The following is a 25,187-nucleotide window of genomic DNA, read 5'->3' as shown; positions in this document are numbered from 1 at the left end:
GTAGTTACTAGGTCACTATGACTTTTTTTTATTATGATAAGAGTACGGAATATGAGATAAGGAGGATGAACGATGAGCAAGATTGATTATTTCAAAGAACTCAACTATCGACTGCGCGGACTTCCAGAGAAGGAGCGCCAAAATATATTGTCTGTCTACGAGGAATTGTTCCAAAAAGCGATTGAGAACGGCAAGCACGAGGATGAGGTGGCACAATCGCTAGGTTATCCGCGGATTCCTAACTGGGATGCACAGAAAGATGCCTCAACGGTTAGCCATCCGGAGTCTGCAAAAAGTGCAAAACAGGAGTCAATTCCTCAAGCACCTATAACACCTAAAGCAACTCAAACGCCTAAAGCAACTCAAGCTCCTCAAGCACCAAAAGCTCCACCGCTTGAGAAAATATATACGAAACCTGAGCCAGCGGCACCAAAGCAGGCACCAGAAGCCGGGGGTTATACACCTCCGTCCTATACGCCGCCGCCTTATGAGAATCCTTATTACGCGCAGCAACCTCCTTACCCCTATCCAGCTAAGCAGGAAACAGGGCTGAAGGCGATTATCGTCAGCATTGCGCTCGGTTTTTTCAACCTCCTGTTCGTTGTTGGTCCATGGTTCGGTATCTTGGCAGCGTTAATTGCGTTATTCGCTTCGGGCTTTGCACTAATTGTCGCTCCGATCGCCGGTATGCTTGGCAGCTTTATGGAGCACGTCGGAAGTGATCTGCAATTCATTGGATTTACCATGTTGGCATGCTTCGGGTTAGGCGTTATTCTCACTACGCTCAGTACCTGGCTGCTCCAACTATTTTTCAAAATCACCCGGGCGTACATCCAGTTCAATGCCAAATTAATTAAGGGGGCTTAAGCCGTGAAAAGCAGATATAAATTTTTCTTAATAACCGGCTTTACCTGCCTGGCCGTTGGACTCATCGGTGCGGCTGTTTCGTTCAAAACCTTAGATTTGAATGCAGGCGTCTCCAACATTAATATCGAGAAGAAGATCGCAGCAGCAAATATCGACACCCTCATCCTTCAAAACGATGACTCGAACATCACTTTCGTCCCATCAAACAGCGATGAAATTAAAGTACGCCTAGTCGGTACGGTGCGGGAAGCTAACGCGAATGAATGCACGATTGACGCAGCCACAGAAGGAAGCAATGTATGGAGGGTTGATGTTTGCACGAAAGAAAAAGATCGCATCAATTTTGGTTTTGACATCACCGAACTCAAAAATTTGATTGCCGGCCGCGGCTTTGGGCTCAAAACTGAAGTCTCCCTACCGGATAAAATGTACAAAGCCATCACCGTGACTTCCGATACAGGTAATATCAACTTCAATGATCTCAAATCTGAGAAGTTAACAGCCAACACGGATACAGGCAACATTTCACTTGATCGCTATGAAGGCAAACAATTGAATCTCCAAGCAGATACGGGGAATATTCACATCCAAGAAGGACAAGGCGAGGTCAAGATCAAGACAGATACAGGTGGTATCACGGTAAAATTAAGCGATATAGGCGATTCGGTCACCCTCGAATCCGACACAGGCAGTGTTCGGCTTACACTTGAGCCAACGCCTAAAAATGTGAGCTTCGATCTAAGCGCCGATACGGGCAGCGCCAATCTGGAAGTGCCTGGTCTTACTGTAGATCGAGAAGACCATCACTCTGCCAAAGGTACCCTCGGGGATGGCAGCAAAAAAGTGAAAGTTCGCGTCGACACCGGGTATATCTCGGTTACGGGTAGATAAACAGCAAAAAGCCTTCAATTTCATCCATTCGGATGACGTTGAAGGCTTTTTATAATTAAACTTATTTGCTCTTCTCCAAATAGGTTTGCAACCACTCATTGGATTGCGCCAACACTTGCTCGGCGCGGGCAATAGCTTCCGACACTTGATTGCTTGCCGTTCCGCCGTATACATTACGTGCATTCACGACTTGTTCCGGCTGCAGCACGGCATAAATATCGGACTCAAACAGCGTTGAGAACGTTTTGAACTCCTCGATGCTCATATCGAGTAAGTATTTTTTGTTCTGGATGCAATACAGCACCGTTTTCCCGATAACTTCGTGAGCTTGACGGAATGGCAGTCCCTTGTTAACAAGGTAATCGGCGATGTCCGTAGCGTTCGAGAAGTCCTGGTTCACGGCTTGTCTCATGCGATCCGTGTTCACTTTCATGGTAGCGACCATTGGAGCGAACAGTTGAAGCGCGCCTTGCAGCGTACGAACCGTATCGAACATGCCTTCCTTATCTTCCTGCATGTCCTTGTTATACGCCAGCGGCAGCGACTTCAGCACGGTCATCAGACCGAACAAGTTGCCGTAGACGCGGCCTGTTTTACCGCGGACGAGCTCCGCCACGTCCGGGTTTTTCTTCTGCGGCATGATCGAGCTGCCGGTGCAGAAAGCATCATCGAGTTCAACGAACGCGAACTCGGTGGAAGACCAGAGCACCATTTCCTCGCTGAAGCGAGAAAGGTGCATCATGATCATGGACGCGTTAGAGAGGAACTCCAGGATGAAATCTCGGTCGCTGACCGCATCCAGGGAGTTCTCGTATACGCGTCCGAACCCGAGCTGCTCCGCCACGAAATGGCGGTCGATCGGGAACGTCGTGCCAGCTAACGCGCCAGCGCCCAGCGGCAGGATGTCTACGCGCTTGTAGCTGTCCTGCAAGCGCTCAAGGTCACGCTGGAACATGCTGACATAAGCCATCATGTGGTGGGCGAACAGAATCGGCTGCGCACGCTGAAGATGCGTATATCCCGGGATAATCGTATCGATGTTTTTCTTCGCTTGATCAAGAAGAGCTTCCTGCAGCTTGATAAGGTGGCCAACGAACTCGACTACCCGTTTACGCAGGTACAGATGCATGTCCGTCGCCACCTGATCGTTACGGCTGCGGCCCGTATGCAGCTTGCCGCCAACAGGACCGATCAGATCGATCAGCGTTTTTTCGATATTCATGTGAATATCTTCATTCTGAATCGTGTACTCCAGCTCGCCGCGGCGAATCATGCCTTGAACCGCGTAGAGGCCATCCTTGATTTTCTCGACATCATCCGCAGGAAGAATGCCACATTTGCCAAGCATCGTCACGTGCGCCAAACTGCCTTGAATATCTTCCTCGGCAAGCTCCTTATCAAACATAATTGATGCTGTATATTCTTCAACCAATTGGTCGGTTTGCTTCGTAAATCGTCCACCCCATAGTTTTGACACGTGCATCCACTCCTCTCTATTTTACAGCCCAAAGGCTTTCCACGAGGGAAAGCCCGGTTTCATAGCCTATGTTAACTTACTTCTTAGCGTTTTGCTCAACACCCGAAGATACTTTCAAACGAAGGGCGTTCAAGTGAATGAAGCCAGTCGCATCGCCTTGATCGTAAGCTTTCGTCGGATCAGCTTCCATCGTCGCAATATCCGGATTGTACAAGGATACCGGACTTTTCACGCCAGCTCCGATAACGTTGCCTTTGTACAATTTCAAACGAACTGTACCGGATACGTTCTTTTGGCTTTCTGTAACAAGCGCTTGAATCGCCAAACGCTCAGGAGCGAACCAGAAGCCGTTGTATACAAGGCTGGCATATTTGGAGATCAGGGAGTCACGAAGGTGCATAACATCGCGGTCCATGGTCAAGGATTCCATTTTGCGGTGAGCCGTGAACAGGATCGTACCGCCTGGAGTTTCGTACACGCCGCGGCTTTTCATGCCGACGAAGCGGTTTTCTACCATATCTACACGGCCGATACCATGCTTGCCGCCGATTTCATTCAATGTTTCCATCACTTGAAGCGGCGTCAATTTCGCACCGTTAACTGCTACGCAGTCGCCTTTTTCGAACTCAAGCTCAATGTATTCCGCTTGATCCGGCGCATCCTCAGGGTCAACACTCAGCACGAACATATCTTTGTTGGATGTAGCGGATGGATCAAACCAAGGATCCTCCAGCATGCCACTCTCGAAAGAGATGTGCAGCAAGTTGCGGTCTGTCGAATACGGCTTCGCAGCGGATGCCGTTACCGGAATGCCGTGTTTCTCGGCATACGCAATCATTTCAGCGCGGCCCGGGAACTGCTCGCGGAATTCTTCCAAACGCCAAGGCGCGATCACCGAAATCTCAGGAGCAAGCGCTGCAGCTGTCAGTTCGAAACGCACTTGGTCGTTTCCTTTGCCGGTTGCACCGTGTGCAATCGCTGTTGCGCCTTCTGCGCGTGCGATTTCTACCATGCGCTTCGCGATCAAAGGACGCGCAATACTCGTGCCGAGCAGGTATTGGCCTTCATAAAGCGCAGCCGCTTGGAACATCGGGTTGATGAAGTCCTTCGCGAACTCGTCGCGCAGATCGTCGATGTAGATTTTGGAGGCGCCGGTTGCGAGCGCTTTTTCCTCTAGACCATCGAGCTCGTCCTTTTGCCCGATATCTGCCGTAAACGCAATGATTTCAGCGTCGTAAGTCTCTTTAAGCCATTTCAAAATTACCGAAGTATCCAACCCGCCGGAATAGGCGAGCACGATTTTTTCCTTAGCCATGTCTACTAATCTCTCCGTTTCCTCTATCTATTTATTATATCATGGTCGCGGCCATAATAGCCTTTTGCGCATGAAGACGATTCTCTGCTTGGTCGAAAATAATGGAATGCGCGCCGTCGATGACGCCCTCGCTCACTTCTTCCCCGCGGTGTGCAGGCAGGCAGTGCATGAACAAGTAATCCGATTTGGCGTACTTCACTAGATCTTCGTTGATTTGGTAGTTTTTAAAAGCAATCTCCCGCTCCTGCTGCTCAGCCTCGAAGCCCATGCTCGCCCATACATCCGTGTAGACGATGTCCGCATTTTCAATCGCTTCGCGAGGATCGCGTGTCAGAAGTACGCTGCCGCCGTAATGCGCAGCATTTTCCTTGGAATTCTGAATGACTTCCTGGTCAGGATCATAGCCCTCAGGAGAAGCAATCGCGAAGTCCATCCCCAATTTGCTCGCACCTACCATTAAGGAATGCACCATGTTGTTGCCGTCCCCGATGTAAGCTACTTTAATGCCTTTGAGACGACCCTTTTTCTCCAGAACAGTCTGATAATCGGCCATCACTTGGCAAGGATGCGCATAATCCGTCAGGCCGTTAATAACGGGAACCGTCGCTCCGCGTGCAAGATCGATCACCTTACGGTGTTCATACGTACGAATCATAATGCCATCAAGGTAACGGGACAGCGTTTGTGCCGTATCCCAAACCGTTTCACCGCGTCCAAGCTGCAGGTCGTTTTTGCTCAAAAATAAAGCCTGACCTCCCAGTTGGTACATCCCCACTTCAAAGGAAACACGCGTACGCGTTGAGGATTTCTCGAAGATCATCCCGAGTGTCTTGCCGGCAAGCACAGCATGAGGCTCTCTAGCCTTTTGCTTACGCTTAAGCTCGATCCCGTAGTGAATTAAGTATTCGATTTCTTCCGGTGTATAGTCAGCCAAAGCAAGGAAATCTTTGCCCTTCAATTGGGCAGCCATTTCTTCTTGTAAGGTAATATTCATTTCATTCAACCTCTCTCCTGTTACTTCCCTAGATGCTGCTGATCGTAGATGCCTTCTCTGCAAGGACCGCGCACAGCACATCCAGCCCTTGATCCAAATCTTCTTGCGGTATATTTAAGGCCGGCACTAAACGAATAACGTTAGGCCCAGCTGGAATAACGAGCACGCCTTTTTTATGAATTTCACTAATAATTTCACCTGAAGGTTGCGTGCACTCAATCCCGATCAAAAGCCCGATACCGCGAATTTTCGCGATTAGCGGATTGCCGGCAAGCTTGCTTTCCAGCTTCTTGATCGTGTACTCCCCTAACTCTGCTGCGCGTTCCGGCAGCTTTTGGGCAAGAATCGTATCCACAGCCGCAAAGCCTGCAGCCGTCGCAATCGGCGTTCCGCCAAATGTCGAACCATGACTGCCAGCGCTAAAACCTTCAGCAAGGAAAGCTTTCCCCAGCATAGCCCCAATCGGGAATCCGCCGCCCAGTCCTTTGGCCAATGTGAAAATGTCAGGTTCAACACCATAGTGTTCGTAGGCAAAAAGCTTGCCCGTACGCCCTACGCCCGTTTGGATTTCATCCGCTATCAAAAGCAGGCCTTCCTGTTTGCACAGCTCTGCCAATTGTTTCACGAATTCCGGATCAGCCGGCAATACGCCGCCTTCCCCTTGTACCATCTCCAGCATGATCGCGCATGTTTTGTCATTCACAAGACTACGCACAGCCTCGATATCGTTATAAGGCGCATACACGAAGCCTTCAGGAAGCGGATGAAAGCCTTCTTTCACTTTGTCTTGACCTGTAGCGGTCAATGTCGCCAATGTCCGTCCGTGGAACGACATGTTGAACGTAATAATCTCGTACCGACCGTTGTTCAGCACCTTTTGGTTGTAGCGACGCGCCAGCTTGATTGCAGCCTCATTCGCTTCTGCTCCTGTGGAACAGAAAAATACAGCATCCGCACAACTGTTATCGGTAAGTAAAGAAGCTAATTTTTCCTGGTTCGGAATATGGAAAAGATTGCTGACATGCCATAGCTGATCAAGCTGTTGAACAAGCTGTTCCTTCACTTCTTTAGGCGCGTGCCCGAGGTTCGCTACCGCAATTCCGCTCATCAAATCGATGTACTCCTTGCCTGTATCGTCCCATAGTCGGCTGCCCTCCCCTTTCACCAGCGTAATTGGATATCTGGCGTACGTTGGAAAGAGCGAGCTTTTACCCGTTTCACTCATGTACATTCCCTCCTTATAGTGTTATCGTACAATTCTTGTACCGATTCCCGTGCCCTTCAGCACTTTGCTAAGCACATTCGGCTCCGCTCCATTCACAATCACAACTTCCTGCACCTTGCCTTGAATGCAAGCAATCGCTGCGCGAACTTTCGGAATCATACCGCCGTAAATGTCACCACTTGCAATCATTTCTTCGATCTCAGCAACACTCACAACCGGCAGCACCTGTTTCTCACCGTCTACGGTCTTCATGATGCCAGGTACGTCGGTCACGACAACCATTTGTTCCACGCCAAGGTGGGAGGCCACCGCGCCAGCTGCCGTATCCGCATTAATATTGTAACGCTGTCCGCCATCTTCACCAAGCCCAACCGGCGCAATAACCGGAATGTAGCCCATGTTCACGATGCCTTGGATCAGCTCCGCGTTCACCTTCGTCACATCGCCGACTAAACCGACCTCGTGGCTGTTCGCCACCGGCTTAGCTTCAATTAAATGTCCATCCACACCGGACAAACCTAGCGCTGCTGCGCCTGTCAATTGAATACGGCGTACGATCTCTTTGTTGATCTGGCCGGAAAGAACCATCTCTACAACATCGAGCACCGCTTCGTTCGTCACTCGCAAGCCGTTCACGAAACCGGACTCGATGCCCAGCTTCCCAAGCGTTTCCGAAATGGCAGGGCCGCCGCCGTGAACGATAACCGTTACGATGCCTTCCTCCTGAAGTTGACGCATATCTTCAAAAAAGCTGGCAGGCAGCGCCGCAAGCGTGCTGCCTCCGCATTTCATCACAAAGCAATTGTTCTTCACTGCGTTCGGTCCCCTTCTTATGTGCGGTAAGCCGCGTTAATGCGCACGTAATCATATGTCAAATCGCAGCCCCAGCCCGTTGCCTTGCCAGTGCCCATATGTAAATTCACATGAATTTGAATGGTATCTGTTTTCAAATATGCCAGCGCCGCTTCCTCATCAAACTTCACCGGACGCGATTGTTCCAGCACTGCGATATCGCCCAAGCGAATATCGACTGTGTTCACATTCACCGGTTGTCCCGAGTAGCCTACAGCCGCAATAATTCGGCCCCAGTTCGCGTCAGCGCCGTACACAGCGGACTTCACGAGGCTCGATCCGATGATCGACTTCACGATCTTGCGAGCTGCTTCGTCGCTTTCCGCGCCGATAACCGTCGTCTCAATCAGCTTCGTTGCGCCCTCGCCGTCGCGTGCAATCGCTTTGGCCAAATACTCGCCAACATATTGGAAACCTGCTGCGAATGCTTCCCAATCCGGATGCTCCGGAGTCAGTGTCTCGCCGCCAGCCAAACCGCTAGCCATCACCACGACCATGTCGTTGGTGGATGTATCGCCGTCAACAGTAATCATGTTGAAGGTGTTATCTGTGATCCTGCTAAGCAGCTGCTGCAGGTATTCGCTTTCGATCGGTGCGTCGGTTGTCATGAAACCGAGCATCGTCGCCATGTTCGGGTGAATCATCCCCGAACCTTTGGCTGCACCGGCAATGTGAACCTCTTTGCCGCCAACAACAAGACGGACACACGTCATCTTCTGCACAAGATCCGTTGTCAGGATCGCCTGGCAGAAGTCTTCGCCTCCGTCTAGCTTAATGCGCTGCGGCAGCTGCTCGATGCCTGCCAGCACTTTGCCCATCGGCAGAAGCTCGCCGATTACGCCCGTGCTCGTCACGCCGACTTGATGCTCATCTACGCCTAGCGCCTTCGCGCTGGCTGCACGCATCGCATATGCGTCGTCTTCGCCTTGCTGGCCGGTGCACGCGTTGGCGTTGCCGCTGTTCACGATCATGGCCTGCAGCTTGCCGCCTTGGGCAATGCTTTCTTGCGTCACGCGCAGCGGTGCCGCTTGAAACGCGTTCAGCGTGTACACGCCTGCCGCTGCCGCCGGCACATCACATACAATTGCGCCTAGGTCAAAGCGCTCCGTCTTCTTTAATCCACAGTGCAGGCCGCCTGCACGAAAGCCTTTCGGTGTCGTTACTGTGCCCTCAGGCACCACCGTGAAACTAACTGTATCCAACATCCTCGTCTCCTCACATGTTCCGCTTCTTATGGATATACTGGTGCGAAAAGCAATCCGGTCGTTTCTTCCCAACCGTACATCAAGTTCAAGTTTTGAATGGCCTGCCCGGCAGCGCCTTTCACGACATTATCAATAACAGAAACAATCGTCACGCGACCCGTCCGCTCATCCACGGAAAAACCAATATCACAATAATTAGAACCGTATACTTCCTTCGTGGAAGGGAACTTGCCTTCTTGACGAATCCGCACAAACTTCCGGCCCTCATAGAATTGACGATAGAGTTCAATAAAATCAGCAGCCGTATGCTCACCATTGACGGTTGCGTACATCGTGGACATAATTCCACGCGTCATTGGCACAAGGTGTGTCGTAAATGTCGTCACCACCGGCTTACCCGCTACACGGCTGAGCGCTTGCTCAATTTCCGGAATATGCTGGTGTTTATTCACTTTATACACATTCAAATTCTCATTGACTTCCGCGTAGTGCACGCCCAGATTAACGCCGCGCCCTGCGCCGGATACGCCTGATTTGGCATCAATGATGATCGTAGACGGATCAATCCAACCCGCTTTTACTGCAGGGATTAACCCCAGAAGCGTTGCTGTCGGATAACAGCCAGGATTGGCGATCAGATCGCTGCCTTTGACTTCGTCCCCGAATACTTCAGACAATGCATAGATCGACTTCGCCAACATGTCCTCGGAAGCCGGCTTCTTTTTGTACCATTTTTCATAATCGCTGCTTGATTTCAATCTCAAATCCCCGGAAATATCAATAACCTTCAGGCCGGCAGCCAAAAGTTTCGGTGAAAGCTCTGCGCTTACGCCCGCTGGTGTTGCCAGGAACACGACATCGGATTTACTAGCAATAAGATCAACATCGAGTTGATCCAAAATATCTACAACCACTTCCTGCAAATGTGGAAAATGATCAGCAAGCGGAGCTCCCGCATTCGAGGTCGAGATGACCGAAGTGATTTTCACAAGAGGATGCGCCTGTAAAAGACGAATAACCTCCGCGCCACCGTACCCTGTAGCCCCAATAATAGCCGCTCTAACGATATGACTCATATGAATTCCCCCGTTACTCCGAAAATATATGTATGATTATACAGTCATATACATAATAATTCAATGAATTTTTTTCACCAGTTTTCTCCGTTTTCATCCGTTTGGATCCGATATGAATCAAGGGTTTCCCCGCTTTTTCAACAAAAATCTGGCGATGCGATTCACGTACTCGTTTGAATGAAAAAAATTCATAATATGCATAGACGTTTTGTTCAATCACGAACAGTTATATTATCCCAAATAAATTGATGGACAAGCAACATTTTTTTATGGCGGTCTGTGACTCTTTTAGGGAGAATGTTGAAGCTGTGTAAGGATATTCTCGGTCATTGCATCAGTGATTAGGGATTATTCTATGTTGTACTTTATACATCATTATCGCTACATTTGAGGCCTAGTCTTCCCCCTCATTGTACTTTGTGCAACCATTTTAGCTAAAAGTGGCTGATTACAGTGCTTTTTAACCGAAATGATTGCACTTTATACAAGATAGGACCCGGCTTTATCCAGAAGTCGTTGCCATGTTGCACAAAATACAACCAAGTTGCCTTATCGATATCCATGCGCCGTAGTCCATTCATGCAAAAAAGACGTGCCTAAGCACGTCTTCCTCCCATTTGGCAGCCGCCAAGCTTCTAAGCATGCCGCTTAAAGCCCTCACCCAGCACCTCATTCGTTTCGCTCAAAATGACAAACGCCTGAGGGTCCACCGACTGGACCAGCGTTTTCAACCGACTGACCTCGTTCTGCTTCACGACGACCATCATCACATTCCGGGATTCCCCGGTAAAACCGCCGGACCCGTTAAGCTCGGTCAACCCGCGATCCAAATCAAACAAAATAGCTTTGCGAATCGCATCCGAATGGTCAGAAATAATGAAAGCTACTTTTGCGTAGTTGAAGCCGACCTGCACGATATCAATCGTTTTGGTCGTCACGAATAAGCCGATCATTCCGTACAGCGCATTCTCCGGCGTGAACACCAGCGCTGACGAGATGATCACCAGGCCGTCAAATACCGCAACAGAGAAGCCTAAACTTAATCCAGTGTACTTATGTAAAATTTGCGCGGCCAACCCAAGCCCGCCTGTCGATCCACGTCCGCGGAAAACAATCCCTAGTCCTAGCCCAACACCAATTCCACCATAAACGGCAGCGAGCAAAGGATTGTGCGTCGGCACGCCTATATGGCTGGTCACCAGGACGCATAGCGGAAATATGACCGAACCAACCGCCGCCTTCACACCGAAGTGCCCTCCCAGCAACCATAAAGCTAAAAGGAAAATCGGAATGTTCAGCGCCCATTGGGTAATAGCGGGATTCAAACCTGAAAGGTGCTGAATGATGGTCGAAATGCCCGAAACCCCGCCGGTCGCAATTTGGTTCGGGTTCAAAAAGCAGTTAAAGCTTGCTGCCATGACCAACGAGCCTATAACTAGCAAGGAATATTCAAATACGGTATGTGCAGGACTTCCTATCCGTATCAGTGGTTCTCTTCTGGCCACGATAGGCCTCCTCTCACAAAAAATCCTACACCTGTTAGGTGTAGGATGATCGTCAATTGCTTCTGTTATTCGTTTCACTCTGCCACCAAGGGCAAAACATCAACTATTCCGCGTTGTCCGGCTTGCGAATCTGATGACGCAGGTAGGCGTCAATGAACATATCCAGATCCCCGTCCATGACAGCGCCGACGTTCCCGGTCTCAGCCGATGTCCTGTGATCTTTCACCATGCTGTACGGATGAAAAACATAAGAACGAATTTGGCTTCCCCAGCCAATTTCGGACTGTTCGCCGCGAATTTCAGCCAAATGCTTCATTTGCGCTTCGATTTTCTTCTCATACAGCTTGGAACGCAGCATTTTCATTGCTTTCTCGCGGTTCTTGATCTGCGAACGCTCCTGCTGACAGCTCACCACGACCCCAGTCGGAATGTGCGTAATCCGCACAGCCGAATCCGTGGTGTTGATATGCTGACCGCCGGCGCCGCTCGCCCGATACGTATCGATTTTGAGATCCTCCGTGCGGATCTCAACCTCCGTATCGTCCTCGATCTCCGGCATGATGTCGCACGACACGAAAGACGTGTGGCGTCTGCCTGAGGCATCAAACGGCGAAATCCGCACGAGCCGGTGCACGCCCTTCTCCGCCTTCAAGTAGCCGTAGGCGTTGAAGCCCGTGATCTGAAGCGTGACACTCTTCACGCCGGCTTCGTCGCCGGGCAAATAGTCGAGCACCTCGACTTTATAGCCCTGCTTCTCCGCCCAGCGGCGGTACATGCGCAGCAGCATCTCCGCCCAGTCCTGCGACTCCGTGCCGCCGGCCCCCGGATGCAGCTCTAAAATCGCATTCAGCCTGTCATACGGCTGATTCAGTAACAGGCCAAGCTCGAAACTTTCGAGCTTGGTCTTTAAGGCCGCGATGCCTTTCTCAATGTCAGCCACCAGGCCAGCATCGCTTTCCTCTTCCTCGAGCTCGACCATGACCTGCAGGTCGTCAAACTCGTTCGTGAAGCCTTGAAACTGATCCACAACGCTTTTGATCGCGTTGAGCTCGGAGATGGTCTTCTGGGCGCGTTCGTTATCGTCCCAGAAGTCCGGTGCCCCCATTTTTTCCTCAAAATCGCCGATCGCTTCCAGCTTATGATCTAAGTCAAAGAGACCCCCGTAATTCGGTTAGTCGCTTTGCTGTTTCTCTTAAATCCTGTTTCACTTCTGGTTCCAGCATGTCTTACACCTCTTTATTCTCTTGTGCCTTTGCTAACCGGATCGCGTCAGCTTCGCTTAGCTGCCTTGTCCGTGGCACTGTTTGAACTTCTTGCCGCTGCCGCATGGACATGGATCATTACGTCCGATGCGCTGCTCCTCATCGCGTACGACCGGCTTCTTGCCGCCAGCTTCGTTCTTCGTATCCACCGCTTGCCCTTCGGCTACGGCTTGACGCTCCAGGTTGCTTTGAACATGAGCTTTCATGATATACATCGCAACTTCTTCACGAATGTTATCAATCATCTCTTGGAACATCTCGAAACCTTCGAACTGATACTCACGAAGTGGATCAGTACCGCCGTATGCACGTAAGTGGATACCTTGACGCAGTTGATCCATCGCATCAATATGATCCATCCATTTGCTGTCTACTGCACGAAGCGCAACAACCTTCTCGAATTCACGCATGAATTCAGGTCCGATCTCTTCTTCACGCTCGTCATAACGTTTGCTTACAAGTTCTTTGATCAGATCAATGATCTCTTCTTGCTCTTTGCCCCAAATCGTTTGATCGCTAATATGCGCATCTTCCTGTAGGAAGTTGTTGTTCACGAAATTCGCGACCTCTGTAAGCTCCCACTCCTCCGGAATTTGCTCCTCCGGACAGTGAGCTTTCACGACGCGCTCGATCACTGCGTTAATCATACCCTCGATAACTTCGCGGATATTTTCAGATTCCAGCAGTTCGCGGCGCTGTTTATAAATAATTTCACGTTGTTGGTTCATCACATCGTCATACTGAAGGACTACTTTACGAACGTCAAAGTTGTTTCCTTCCACGCGTTTTTGTGCGGATTCAACGGCACGCGAGATCAACTTGCTCTCGATCGGCTGGTCTTCTTCCATTCCCAGACGGTCCATCATGGCCATAATATTTTCAGCGCCAAAACGTTTCATCAATTCATCCTCTAGAGAGAGGTAGAACTGCGAAGAACCAGGGTCACCTTGACGGCCTGCACGACCGCGCAGCTGGTTATCGATTCGTCTGCTTTCATGACGTTCCGTACCTATAATATGCAGTCCACCGATATCATGTACGCCTTGACCAAGCATAATGTCCGTACCGCGGCCCGCCATATTCGTAGCAATCGTCACTGATCCCGGTTGACCTGCACGTGATACGATTTCAGCTTCTTCCGCATGGTATTTGGCGTTGAGGACTTTGTGCTGTACGCCTTTCTTTTTGAGCATCTCAGAAAGTCTTTCAGAGTTCTCAATCGAAACCGTACCAACAAGAACCGGTTGATTCAGCTTGTGTTTCTCCACAATTTGCTCAACAACCGCTCTGAACTTACCATTTTCCGACTTGTACACGACATCCGGCATATCTTTACGAATCATCGGACGGTTCGTTGGAACAATGATAACTTCAAGCCCATAAATTTTCTTGAGCTCTTCTTCTTCCGTCTTCGCCGTACCGGTCATACCCGCAAGCTTGCGGTACATCCGGAAATAGTTCTGGAACGTAATCGTCGCCAGCGTCATGCTCTCATTCTGAACTTGCAGCTGCTCTTTGGCCTCAATGGCTTGGTGCAGCCCATCACTATAACGACGGCCTGTCATAATACGGCCAGTAAATTCATCAACAATCATAACCTCGTCGTCTTGTACGACGTAGTCCACGTCACGTCTCATGATGAAACGCGCTTTAAGGGCTTGAGTCACATGGTGGTTAATGTTCACATTCTGATGATCAAATAAGTTCTCAATGCCGAATGCGCGCTCTGCTTTCGCAACCCCTTCTTCCGTAAGAGCTACGGAACGCACTTTAATATCGATCGTGTAATCCTCTTCTATTTTCAAATTGGACACAAAACGGTCCGCCGAATAATACAAATCCGTTGATTTGGCAGCTTGTCCCGAAATAATAAGAGGCGTTCTAGCTTCATCGACCAGAATGGAGTCAACTTCATCGATAACCGCGTAATAAAGCGGACGCTGTACCATCTGCTCTTTGTAAAGCACCATGTTATCTCTCAGGTAGTCGAACCCGTATTCATTGTTCGTTCCATACGTAATATCGCAGGCATAAGCTGCTTGCTTTTCCTCATGGGAAAGTTCATGCAGATTGACCCCGACCGTCAGACCAAGGAATTCATAAATCTGGCCCATTTCGCCGCTATCACGTTGTGCCAAATAGTCATTGACCGTTACCACGTGCACGCCTTTACCCAGCAAGGCATTCAAATAAACAGGAAGCGTTCCAACTAACGTTTTCCCTTCCCCTGTTCTCATCTCGGCGATACGGCCTTCGTGCAGCACCATACCCCCAATAAGTTGAACGTCGTAATGACGTTTACCCAATACACGTTTGGCTGCCTCTCTGACTACGGCAAAAGCTTCAGGAAGCAAGTCATCCAATTCCTCGCCCTTTTCCAAGCGATTACGGAACTCCACAGTCTTGCCTCTTAACTCTGCATCAGATAATGGCTCAATGCCTGCTTCAAGCTCGTTGATATAATCAACGGCTTTCAACATCCGTTTAACTTCCCGTTCATTGGAATCACCAAAAATCTTCTTCACTAGTCCTAGCATCGGTGAACCCCTTTCTATTGCATTCGTATCCTTAAATTGTACCACCTTTGACTGCCCTGCCGCAACAAACCCTCGGCCTACATTCATATAAACTGCCTATGGCCTTCAAAAGTTTCACGTTTTAGCTTATTTCTATAGTATTGAATCGTTATCGAAAATGCATGCATGCAAAATAAACGTATCTACAATGCTGTATCAATAGAAAAGAGCCCAATTCGACCGAATCGAATCAAGCTCTTTGTAAGTATTTATTTTATTTGTAAATAGCCGGTTCAATCAATCCGTACTTGCCATCATTACGTTTATAAACTACGTTTACAGAATCTGTGTCCATATTAGAGAAAACAAAGAAACTGTGACCCACCAAATTCATTTGCAAAATCGCTTCCTCCACATCCATCGGCTTCAAATCGAAGCGTTTGTTGCGGACCAATTCAAAGTCTTCTTCCTCTTCCACGAAAGTGACAGGTGATGTTTCCATTTTAAACAAATCACGCTTGCCGCCTTCTTCGCGTATTTTGCGGTTGGTTCTAGTTTTATGCTTGCGAATTTGGCGCTCTAACTTGTCCACAACCAAATCAATCGAAGCATACATATCAGAGTTGCGTTCCTCTGCTCTAAGCAGCACGCCAGTTAAAGGAATGGCGACCTCGATGGTTTGTAAATCTTTGACCACACTTAGCTTTACTTGTACATCGGATGTAAGGGGAGCTTCAAAATACCTATCTAGTCTGTTTAATTTTTTCTCGACATAGTCCCTGAGGGCCTCAGTTACTTCAAGGTGTTCTCCGCGAATGCTAATCATCATAGTTAAACATCTCCCTTCCTACTTACAGTATACTACATTCCACCCCATCTTCATAATTCCTTTAAATTCCGACCATAATATGTATACCAAGGATAGCCGACCTCGTCGTCCTTTAGGACGAGCACATTTGTCAAGGTAGATGCGAAGCCAAAGTATAAAACTTATACATTCTAATCTACGCAAAAAAACACCCCGGGATGACTCCCAAGGTGTGCATGTTCGTAGGTGTATACTAGCGGCACCGATCGTGCCGGATGATTATAGTCTGCTAACGTTAGCTGCTTGCGGACCGCGTGCGCCTTCTACAATGTCAAACTCTACTGCTTGACCTTCGTCCAGCGTTTTGAATCCTTCGGATTGAATAGCTGAGAAATGCACGAATACATCTCCACCATCTTCACGCTCGATGAAACCATAGCCTTTCTCTGCGTTGAACCATTTCACTTTACCTTGCATAACGTACACATTCCCTTCGTTTTAAAAAATGTAATAATCATAAGCAAATGAATAATGTAAGCCCTTACTTTTTGACTATAACACCCGTCTGCTTGACCTGTCAATTTGAAACTTGCCAATCAAGTAAATTTTTTGAAAATTCGGGTATATACAAACCGTGGATAACTGCAAAATTTGTAGAATATTGTCGTGGCGCGGGTTTATCCACTTTATTCACAGAGTTATGCACAGGTTTGTGCACATTATCCACAGGTGTGCTTATAATAGATATGGATACGTTGGTTACGTTACGGTGTGCTTGTGCACATAGATTTATGAAATATCGGAATATCTACACCAGAAAGTACTGAAACATTATTTAATACCGCAATATCCACAAGCTCCATCATGCTCGAATTTCTAGTTGTTATAAAATAATTCAAATTCTTAAAAAGGCTTTTTTTATCATTAAGAACATCATTGACGACAAGAATATCTGGCTGCTCCACATCGAAACCTGAAATCACTTTAATTACCTTTTCTACGTTTTCCTGAAAATTATTTTCTTGCTCAATCCTCAAAACCAAGGTTACATCATCATTTGTAGAAAACGTTGTAAGATACTGAATAAGTACCTTTTCCCATATTGGGTACGGATCCTCAAAGTCAGGTATAAACAAAATTCTTGTATTCTTAGTAGTCATTTCAATTTCAGGCACATTTCTTTCTTGTCTATCTTTGAAATGAGAAACAAATTCATGTATATCTTTTCCGAACCAATCTTTATTCTCCTCAATTTTCTGTTTGCTCCAATTCCACCACTGAATTTGCAAAAGATGCTCTATAATCTCCGTATCAAATCTATATTTTAATATCTTCATCGGATTTCCTGTTACAATCGCGTATGGTGGTACATCTTTAGATACAATAGTTCCTGTTCCGATAACAGCACCGTGCGCAATATGTACCCCTGATAATATAGTAACTTCATTGCCAATCCACACGTCGTGACCAATAATAATTTGACCCTTTTTCTTAAGTTTCCTATTAACCTCTAGTAGCGGGGATGTTGAAACAGATAAATAATCATGATTTCTATCTACTAATAACTGAATATCATATGCAATTGAGCAGTAGTTTCCAATGTGAATGTTAATTGTTTCATTTCCCTCCGAGTGCTGAAGAGTCATACTATTAATATAACTATTTTTTCCAATTGTAAATAAAGGGAAGTCTTCCTTAGTTCCATTCTTAAATGAAAATGTTCTAATCGACTCACTGTAACCTACTTTAATCATACAAACAACACCCCACTAAAGAATTATTATGTTTAAATTCAAAATAAACAACCTTCAACCGATACGTTGAAGGTTGTTTATCTTTATTTCTTACGGTCAAAAAAGAAACTTTCACCGTCATAATGGTTATCATACGCGTTGCGTTGAGTTTTACCTGTTTCCAGCTTGGCTAACTGCAAACTAGCTTCATCCTTAAACTGCTGCAACTTCTTCAAGAAAATGGGATCCAGACTAATTACAGCTTGAATACGTGACTGAAAAGCCTCTTTATCCCTCGCTGTAACTGTTTCTGTCGCTCTAAGAAGTGCTTGCATGATGTTTGCCCGCTTCTCCATAAACTCAGAGATATGTTCCGCATCCATCGTTACAAGCTCCGCGAGTCCCTGTTGCGTCAGTTGTTCCAACTCAACGACCAACTTATCCATGCAGTGCTCCAGCAGGTGTTGCAGAGCCTACACTAACTTGCTTGGCTGCCTGCAACCAGGTTTCCTTCAGTTGAACTAAATAACCAAGCACCTCTTCTGCAGGCTCAACTGACTTCTTCATATTTGCCTCGATTAAACGATAATTAAAGTATTCATAAAGTCTCAATAAATCATCGGCAATCGGAGCGTCCCTATCAATTGTAATGGAGAACTCGCTAATAATGTCCTGTACCTTGACTAGGTTGGTGTTAGCGTCTTGATAGTTGGTTGTTTTCAAAGCCTCTATACCTGCACGACAAAAACGGATTGCCCCATCACATAGCATAATCAGTAGCTGCGCCGGACTTGCCGTTTGAACCGTATTCTCCAAGTATTTATTACGTTGGGCTTGAATCATTGTTATTTCCCCCTAGTTTAAAAGTAGAACCCTTATTAGCCCATCTGTTGGGTTAGCTGTGCACTTTGGGCCTGCATTTGGTTCATATACTTTTCCATTGCGGTGAATTGGTTATAGTAACGGGTTTCGAGAGCATCTAGTTTATCATTAAAGTCATCAATTCTTTTATCCATGTCTTTAAGCGATTTCCCCATTAGATAACTAGTGTCTACACTGTTTGTAACTCCAGCTTTAGCAGTAATATTTTTGAAAAGAGCATCTGCTTTGTCGGACAAACGCCTTGCCAAACCATCGCCTTTATCTGAGTCTTTAAGACCATCATTGGCTGTGAATAAAGCCATAACTTCATCTGGCGTTTCTGCAATAGCTTTCTTAAGCTTATCCTCATCGATATAAATTTTACCATTCTCTAGATAACTCCCCGAGATACTACTGCCGCTAAGATTAGCTGTAGAAATACCAATTTGAGATAGCGTTTTAGCATTACCTACTGGGAGACCTTCTACAGAACTAGAGAAAGCTGATCTAAATCCACTCATAGCACTTGTCAACATCGAGTCACTACGCAACAAACCACTTTTAGCTTTTGCTTCCCATGTCGCAATTTGGTCATCTTTCATTGCTTCACGTTGTTCATCCGTAAGCGGAGCATAATCTCTATTACGTTTCTCCGTGGTTTTAGTATTCACAGTATCAATCAGATCATTATATTTATCCACGAACGATTTAATCGAATTAAAGACACTATCAACATCGCGTGTATTTGTAATATTAACGGCTGTAGCCTGTTCCTTTTTGATTGTAATGTTCATACCACTAATAGAGAATGTATTTGTGTCATACTCAGCAGAAGCTCCGTTGAATTCAACCTGCGCTTTTTGTCCAGTTTTACTGAATGAAGCATAATCCTGATTTCCAGTTGTTACTGGTGCCTTAACACCCAATTTATCAAGAAGATCATATGTGTCTGACGTTGCATCACCAAATGTGATTGCTTTTGTCTGATCCGGATTATTGAAAGCAATCTTATTGTTTGCATCCAAGTAAGCTGACACACCTGACTTACCAATATCAGAGCTATTGATTTGATCAATAAGCTGGCCAACTGTTGTCGTTTTTGTAATATCCATGTCTAACGTCTTCCCGTTAGCTTCCATATGAAACTTCTGAGTCGTTGTCAGATCTTTATCAATCAGTGTTGTGATACCACTCGCAAATGCTTGAGTACCCGTCAAGATTTGACCTTTATTGGCTTGATCTGTTGAAAGCGGGATGCTCGGAGTAGTATTGTTGTTATCGTCATCCACACTTAACTTTAATACCGAGGTCAAAAGATTATGTCCATTCTCCTCGCTGCCCATTTTAAGATCAATTCCTGCTTTACTTCCCGTGGATGAGGAAGCAAAGAAGAACTTATCCAATGTTGCATCGTAACTCATCGTTACACCTGTCGTGCTCGTTTTAGCGTTAACAGCGGCCACTAGGCCAGCAATAGTGTCTGTAGGTTTAACATTAATCGTCGCTGACCCTTTTTCGCCGCCAATTGAGAGTGTTGTAGCATTTGTAAATGTCGCATCAATAGATTTAAGTAGTGCAGTTTCAGATGATTGTCCTGTTTTTTCAGAAGTGACCGATGCTGATGTAGCAAGCTTGATTACTTTTAAGGAGTAAATTCCTTCAGGAGCAGTAGCCGTTGAAGTTACGGACACTACGCTCTCATCAGCAGATGTAGACTTCTTGCTTTGAAATGCTGCCTGACGTGTCATATCCGACGCTGCACTGCGGAAATTTAAAATTTTTGTATTTAGCGCTCGGTAATCATCGCGTTGCCACTCCAGTAACTGTTTTTGCTGTTTCAACTTGTCCTGCGGAATCCGAGCAGCAGCAACTAGCTTTTTAACTGTATCATCAATATCTATACCGGAATTAGAAAAACCACTTAATCTTAATACCATGTCGTTTCTCTCCTCTCAATAAATTTTATCTATCTCTTCTCATCCACAAGTATTCCTGCCATCTGCCAGAGCTTAGCCACGAAATCCAGACTCTTTTCTGGCGGAATTTCGCGTATCGTCTCCCCCGTATCTTTGTCCAAGACTTTAACTGAGATTAGCTTCGTTTTTTGGTGTATTGAAAACTCAAGAGACGTTGTTCTCCCTTGTATTGCTTTAATTGCATGTTCAATAGCTTTTACTAGTTGTGCATCACTAATTGTGACATTTTCGCCTTGTAATTCAGCAGTTTTAAGTTCTGTCGTGCTTGTAATATTAGATGCAATGAATGCTGCTGCATCATTGGTCCCGATCTCATCTACTTTATGTACCTTTATTGGCTCAGGGGCTTGTTTTATTTCTCCTCCGTTGTTTCCGAACCCGCCGACTGGGTTATTTATGCTCATAGCAAAACCTCCATCCGAAGATATAGATATATCTTTTATATCGGATAGAGGTCGTTTAGTTGTTATAGATCTTCTTTAAATAATTACTAATTTTCTATCAGTGGCAACTTAATTTCCTTTTGTTCTCTGGCCGATTGATAAATAGCCAGTATTACCTCTAATGATTTCTTCCCTTCATTTCCGTCCGTCCCTTGCTCGGCACCGTTAAAGAGAACATCTACTACATTCTGATAGTAACCAATATGTCCGAATCCATAGACAGATGGAGGTGAGTAGCTAACGTTAGCTGCCAGCTCATCATCATTATCAGAGTCTTCAAAGTCCCATTTGTCAATGCTATTAACGGAAGTTCCGCCAACGACAACAGTACCCTTTTCCCCAAGAATCGTCAAATTCCCAGCAAGATTCCTAGGATATGTCAGCATAGTCACATTCATGTTACCTATAGCTCCATTTTTAAAACGAAGTACGGCACTCCCAGTGTCCTCAGCTTCTATATCACGAGCCATGGTGTCCGTTATCGCGTATACCTTCTCTACATCCCCAATTAACCATTCCATCATGTCCACATAATGGCTTGCTTGATTCATAAATGCTCCACCGTCAAGTTCCCAGGTTCCACGCCATGATGCCGCATCATAATAGCTTTGCGGTCTTTGCCAGAAAACATTGACAGAAACCATATATATTTTCCCGAATCTATTCTTATCAACAGCTCTTTTGACAAGCTGAAGAGTGCTATTCAAACGATTTTGTTTAACGACAAACAATTTAACACCATTATCATCGCAGGCTTGAATCATTTTGTTTGCATCTTTTAAAGATATGGCCATCGGCTTTTCAGTAATTACATGGATTTTATTCTCTGCAGCCATTACAGTTTGGTGGGGATGCAATCCGCTTGGAGTACATATAGTGATCAGTTCAATATCTGTTCGCTTTAACATTTCCTCGTAAGAATCGTAGAAAGAAACATCCCATTTATCTCCTGCTTCCCGCGCTCTGTCTACATTTACATCACAAACCGCTACAAGCTCTAGACTAGGGTTGTTTTGAATAGCTTCAAAGTGGTTTACTGATATCCGCCCACATCCAACTAAGGCAATTTTAATTTTTCTATCCGCCATGTTTAATCGCTCCAATCCTTATTATAAAACTTCGATATTGTCACGATTTTTAATCAATTTAAAAGCGTTTTTAGTATCAAATATATAAATAGCATCTCTTGCAATATTTTCGTAATCGAATTGAGTATGCATGGTCGTAAGAATTACCAAATCTGCATTTCGAAGATTTTCCTGATTAAGTTTAATGGATTGATATTCATTCCCATGATGCTTGAACTGAGGGATGTAAGGGTCATAATAACTTATTTCTGCCCCTTCTTGCTCAAGATGCTCTATAACTTTTAAGGCAGGAGATTCACGTAAATCATCTATATCTTGCTTATAAGCAACTCCAAGCAATAAAATTTTAGCTCCATTCATCGTCTTCCTAAAACGATTTAAGATCTTCATACTTCTTTCCGTTACAAATTGAGGCATATAAATGTTTATTTCGCCAGCAGTTTCAATTAGACGCGTATGATAGTCATACTCCCGAGCCTTCCAAGTTAAATAAAAAGGGTCTACTGGAATACAGTGACCACCTAAACCAGGGCCAGGATAAAAAGCCATATATCCATATGGTTTGGACTTCGCTGCATCAATAACTTCCCAAACATTAATACCCATTTTATTACAAAGAATCGCCATCTCATTGGCAAGTGCAATATTAATATTTCGGAAGGTATTCTCAAGAATTTTCTCCATCTCTGCCACAGCAGGACTAGAAACTTCATGAATCTCCCCTTCCAGAACACTGCGATATAAGGCCGCGGCGAGCTTAGTACTAGTTTCACCTACACCACCTACAACTTTTGGTGTATTCTTGGTTCCATAGAGCTTGTTGCCGGGATCCACACGCTCAGGTGAGAATGCTAAAAAGAAGTCTTTACCACATTGAAGCCCGCCTTCTTCTAAGATCGGCTTCAAAACTTCTTCTGTTGTACCTGGATAGGTTGTACTTTCGAGAATAATCAACATTTCTTTATCTAGATACTTAGCGATATCTCTCGTGGAATTTACTACATATGAAATGTCAGGTTGATAGTATTTATCAAGTGGCGTAGGAACACAAATAGCTATGCAGTCTACATCTTTTACGAATGAAAAGTCAGCCGTTGCAGTCAGCATACCTTGGGAAACAATATCATTGAACTCGCTATCAATAATATCACCAATGTAATTGATGCCTTTGTTAACCTTTTCGACTTTTTCTGCTTGAATATCAAATCCAATTACACGATAACCCGCTTTTGCTTTTTCTAATGCAAGTGGAAGACCCACGTAACCAAGACCAACTACACCAATAACTGCTGATTTATTCTGAATTTTACTTAGCAATGCGTCGCTCATATAACCACTTCCCTTACTTCACGATCATTCTTGATGTATTGGGTTTTACATTCTGAACAAACTGTTTGGTGTGTATCGAAATGGAGTTTTTCCCCACATTGACATACCCAGCCTACTATCCTACATGGATTACCTACCACAAGAGCATAATCAGGAATATCCTTTGTTACAACTGCACCTGCCCCAATCAAAGCATACCTTCCAATATTATGTCCGCATACAATGGTAGCATTAGCACCTATTGTGGCACCCTTGCACACTAATGTCTGCTTATACTCCGACTGACGATTGATATGGCTTCTCGGATTTGTAACATTCGTAAAAACACAAGAAGGCCCTAAAAATACGTCATCTTCACATATAACACCCGTATAAACGGATACGTTATTCTGTATCTTAACATTATTACCCAAAATAACATGAGGTGAAATAAGAACATTTTGACCGATATTGCAATTTATACCTATTTTTGAATTGGACATTATATGGCTGAAATGCCATACTTTTGTTCCGGCACCAATTTCACATGGGTCATCTACGTAACTGGATTCATGTATAAAAAAATTACGTGTCATCTTATTACTCACTTTCAAATTTTTGAATACACTCTATTATATAATTTTGTTCTACTTCGGACATCTCAGGATATAATGGTAGAGCAAGGGTGCGATTAGATAAATATTCCGATACCGGAAAGTCTCCAATTGAGTAATTCAAGTGTTCATAAACCTTTTGAAGATGAAGTGGAACTGGATAATAGACACCAGTTGATATACCCTTATTGTTTAAAAATTCAACCAAATCTTTTCGATTCTCCGTCTGAAGAACATACAAATGTACAACCTCTTTCAAATTACGTAGAACCTCTGGTAACACCAATGATGTTTCTTTAAGTTTTTTGTTATAATTAGAAGCTAGTCCTCTTCTTGCGTCATTCCATCTATCAAGATACTTTAACTTGATACGAAGTATTGCTGCTTGAATTTCATCTAACCTAGAATTATAGCCAACTAAATAATTATAATATTTTGCAGATTGATCATTCAGGCCATTTAATACATCAGAATCCACTAGTCCTTGATTTAAACTTTTATATGCTAGCAATCCGGCATGTCCGCTTCCGTGAGCCTTAAGCCCTCTTACTATACTCGCTATTTCATCATTATTAGTTACTATAAGACCTCCATCACCAAAAGCTCCTAAATTTTTAGTAGGAAAAAAGGAAAAGCATCCAATATCTCCAATTGTCCCAGCTTTTACTCCGTGGTATTCAGCTCCAATGGCCTGACATGCATCCTCGACAATATATAAACCATATTTTTCTGCTAAATCTACAATCGGCTCCATATCGGCAGGCTGACCAAATATATGAACAGGCATTATCGCCTTAGTTTTCTTGTTAATCTTCTTTTCAATAAGGCTTGGATTCAAGTTGTAAGTGCCCGGATCTACATCTACAAAAACAGGAGTAGCCCCTACAATTGAAATTGCTTCAGCAGTAGCGAAGAAGGTGAATGGTGATGTTATCACCTCATCACCCGCTCCAATACCTAGGGCTTTTAGTGAAATCGCAAGAGCATCTGTTCCATTCCCACAAGAAATTGCGTGTTTACAACCCAAGTAATCGGCTAACTCCAATTCAAATGATTTAACCTCTGGTCCTGAAATGTATTGTGATGATTCAGCGACTCTGATCATTACTTTATCAATAGAATCTTTTAAATTCATATATTGCTTAGTTAAATCAATCAATGGTATTTGCAT

Annotated in this window: 23 protein-coding genes; 2 read left to right on the top strand and 21 right to left on the bottom strand. The window is 45.4% G+C overall.

Annotated elements, in window-relative coordinates; all coding sequences use genetic code 11:
* Positions 1-72 precede the first annotated feature (72 nt).
* Positions 73-867 (top strand): HAAS signaling domain-containing protein, encoded by a 795-nt coding sequence (locus ACKTT9_RS00720; protein WP_407870151.1) that lies wholly within the window; start codon positions 73-75, stop codon positions 865-867.
* Between the two features lie 3 nt (positions 868-870).
* Positions 871-1,758: a DUF4097 family beta strand repeat-containing protein gene (locus ACKTT9_RS00715; RefSeq protein WP_407870150.1), complete on the top strand. Its 888-nt coding sequence runs from the start codon at positions 871-873 to the stop codon at positions 1,756-1,758.
* A 61-nt stretch (positions 1,759-1,819) separates the two neighbouring features.
* Here ACKTT9_RS00715 and argH read toward each other — a convergent pair whose 3' ends face one another.
* The 21 genes from argH to ACKTT9_RS00610 form a co-directional block, all read right to left on the bottom strand.
* Positions 1,820-3,235 (bottom strand): argininosuccinate lyase, encoded by a 1,416-nt coding sequence (gene argH / locus ACKTT9_RS00710; protein WP_407870149.1) that lies wholly within the window; start codon positions 3,233-3,235, stop codon positions 1,820-1,822.
* 76 nt (positions 3,236-3,311) lie between these two features.
* On the bottom strand, positions 3,312-4,550 hold the full coding sequence (locus tag ACKTT9_RS00705) for an argininosuccinate synthase (protein WP_407870148.1): 1,239 nt from the start codon (positions 4,548-4,550) through the stop codon (positions 3,312-3,314).
* 34 nt (positions 4,551-4,584) lie between these two features.
* Positions 4,585-5,544 carry an ornithine carbamoyltransferase gene (gene argF / locus ACKTT9_RS00700; protein WP_127453295.1) on the bottom strand — a complete coding sequence of 320 codons (960 nt, stop codon included), beginning with the start codon at positions 5,542-5,544 and terminating at the stop codon, positions 4,585-4,587.
* A gap of 28 nt (positions 5,545-5,572) precedes the next feature.
* Positions 5,573-6,769, bottom strand: coding sequence for an acetylornithine transaminase (locus tag ACKTT9_RS00695; protein ID WP_407870147.1), 1,197 nt, complete (start codon positions 6,767-6,769; stop codon positions 5,573-5,575).
* A 21-nt stretch (positions 6,770-6,790) separates the two neighbouring features.
* Entirely contained in the window at positions 6,791-7,561 is a 771-nt protein-coding gene (gene argB / locus ACKTT9_RS00690) for an acetylglutamate kinase (protein ID WP_127453494.1), read from the bottom strand.
* Positions 7,562-7,599: 38 nt separating this feature from the next.
* A complete protein-coding gene (argJ, locus tag ACKTT9_RS00685) occupies positions 7,600-8,826 on the bottom strand; it encodes a bifunctional glutamate N-acetyltransferase/amino-acid acetyltransferase ArgJ (protein ID WP_407870146.1) in 1,227 nt (408 codons plus the stop codon).
* Positions 8,827-8,852: 26 nt separating this feature from the next.
* Positions 8,853-9,902: an N-acetyl-gamma-glutamyl-phosphate reductase gene (gene argC, locus ACKTT9_RS00680; protein WP_157318509.1), complete on the bottom strand. Its 1,050-nt coding sequence runs from the start codon at positions 9,900-9,902 to the stop codon at positions 8,853-8,855.
* A gap of 635 nt (positions 9,903-10,537) precedes the next feature.
* Positions 10,538-11,410: a YitT family protein gene (locus tag ACKTT9_RS00675; RefSeq protein ID WP_397370699.1), complete on the bottom strand. Its 873-nt coding sequence runs from the start codon at positions 11,408-11,410 to the stop codon at positions 10,538-10,540.
* A 100-nt stretch (positions 11,411-11,510) separates the two neighbouring features.
* A protein-coding gene (gene prfB / locus ACKTT9_RS00670) for a peptide chain release factor 2 (RefSeq protein WP_157318510.1) occupies positions 11,511-12,630 on the bottom strand; the annotation gives its coding sequence in 2 pieces (ribosomal slippage) (positions 11,511-12,557 and positions 12,559-12,630; 1,119 coding nt in all).
* A gap of 56 nt (positions 12,631-12,686) precedes the next feature.
* Positions 12,687-15,206, bottom strand: a complete 2,520-nt coding sequence (gene secA / locus ACKTT9_RS00665) for a preprotein translocase subunit SecA (RefSeq protein WP_407870145.1) — start codon at positions 15,204-15,206, stop codon at positions 12,687-12,689.
* A 253-nt stretch (positions 15,207-15,459) separates the two neighbouring features.
* On the bottom strand, positions 15,460-16,014 hold the full coding sequence (gene hpf / locus ACKTT9_RS00660) for a ribosome hibernation-promoting factor, HPF/YfiA family (RefSeq protein WP_127453305.1): 555 nt from the start codon (positions 16,012-16,014) through the stop codon (positions 15,460-15,462).
* Between the two features lie 258 nt (positions 16,015-16,272).
* Positions 16,273-16,470 carry a cold shock domain-containing protein gene (locus tag ACKTT9_RS00655; RefSeq protein WP_028556842.1) on the bottom strand — a complete coding sequence of 66 codons (198 nt, stop codon included), beginning with the start codon at positions 16,468-16,470 and terminating at the stop codon, positions 16,273-16,275.
* 287 nt (positions 16,471-16,757) lie between these two features.
* Positions 16,758-17,747: a hypothetical protein gene (locus tag ACKTT9_RS00650; RefSeq protein ID WP_407870144.1), complete on the bottom strand. Its 990-nt coding sequence runs from the start codon at positions 17,745-17,747 to the stop codon at positions 16,758-16,760.
* An 83-nt stretch (positions 17,748-17,830) separates the two neighbouring features.
* Positions 17,831-18,172 (bottom strand): hypothetical protein, encoded by a 342-nt coding sequence (locus tag ACKTT9_RS00645; protein ID WP_407870143.1) that lies wholly within the window; start codon positions 18,170-18,172, stop codon positions 17,831-17,833.
* Positions 18,165-18,569 carry a flagellar export chaperone FliS gene (gene fliS / locus ACKTT9_RS00640; RefSeq protein WP_407870142.1) on the bottom strand — a complete coding sequence of 135 codons (405 nt, stop codon included), beginning with the start codon at positions 18,567-18,569 and terminating at the stop codon, positions 18,165-18,167. The genes ACKTT9_RS00645 and fliS overlap by 8 nt, the downstream gene beginning before the upstream one ends.
* Positions 18,570-18,604: 35 nt before the next feature.
* Positions 18,605-20,524 carry a flagellar filament capping protein FliD gene (gene fliD / locus ACKTT9_RS00635; protein ID WP_407870141.1) on the bottom strand — a complete coding sequence of 640 codons (1,920 nt, stop codon included), beginning with the start codon at positions 20,522-20,524 and terminating at the stop codon, positions 18,605-18,607.
* Positions 20,525-20,553: 29 nt separating this feature from the next.
* A complete protein-coding gene (locus tag ACKTT9_RS00630) occupies positions 20,554-20,967 on the bottom strand; it encodes a flagellar protein FlaG (protein ID WP_407870140.1) in 414 nt (137 codons plus the stop codon).
* Positions 20,968-21,053: 86 nt separating this feature from the next.
* Positions 21,054-22,094 carry a Gfo/Idh/MocA family protein gene (locus tag ACKTT9_RS00625; protein WP_407870139.1) on the bottom strand — a complete coding sequence of 347 codons (1,041 nt, stop codon included), beginning with the start codon at positions 22,092-22,094 and terminating at the stop codon, positions 21,054-21,056.
* Between the two features lie 21 nt (positions 22,095-22,115).
* Positions 22,116-23,423, bottom strand: coding sequence for a nucleotide sugar dehydrogenase (locus ACKTT9_RS00620; protein WP_407870138.1), 1,308 nt, complete (start codon positions 23,421-23,423; stop codon positions 22,116-22,118).
* Positions 23,420-23,998, bottom strand: a complete 579-nt coding sequence (locus ACKTT9_RS00615) for an acyltransferase (RefSeq protein WP_407870137.1) — start codon at positions 23,996-23,998, stop codon at positions 23,420-23,422. The genes ACKTT9_RS00620 and ACKTT9_RS00615 overlap by 4 nt, the downstream gene beginning before the upstream one ends.
* 4 nt (positions 23,999-24,002) lie before the next feature.
* A complete protein-coding gene (locus tag ACKTT9_RS00610) occupies positions 24,003-25,187 on the bottom strand; it encodes a DegT/DnrJ/EryC1/StrS family aminotransferase (RefSeq protein WP_407870136.1) in 1,185 nt (394 codons plus the stop codon).

Origin of the sequence: Paenibacillus sp. P36, from assembly GCF_045866505.1 — a bacterium.
Lineage (GTDB): Bacteria > Bacillota > Bacilli > Paenibacillales > NBRC-103111 > Paenibacillus_E > Paenibacillus_E chondroitinus.
Note: the sequence above shows the minus strand (reverse complement) of the source record. Positions and strands in the feature narration are given on the sequence as shown.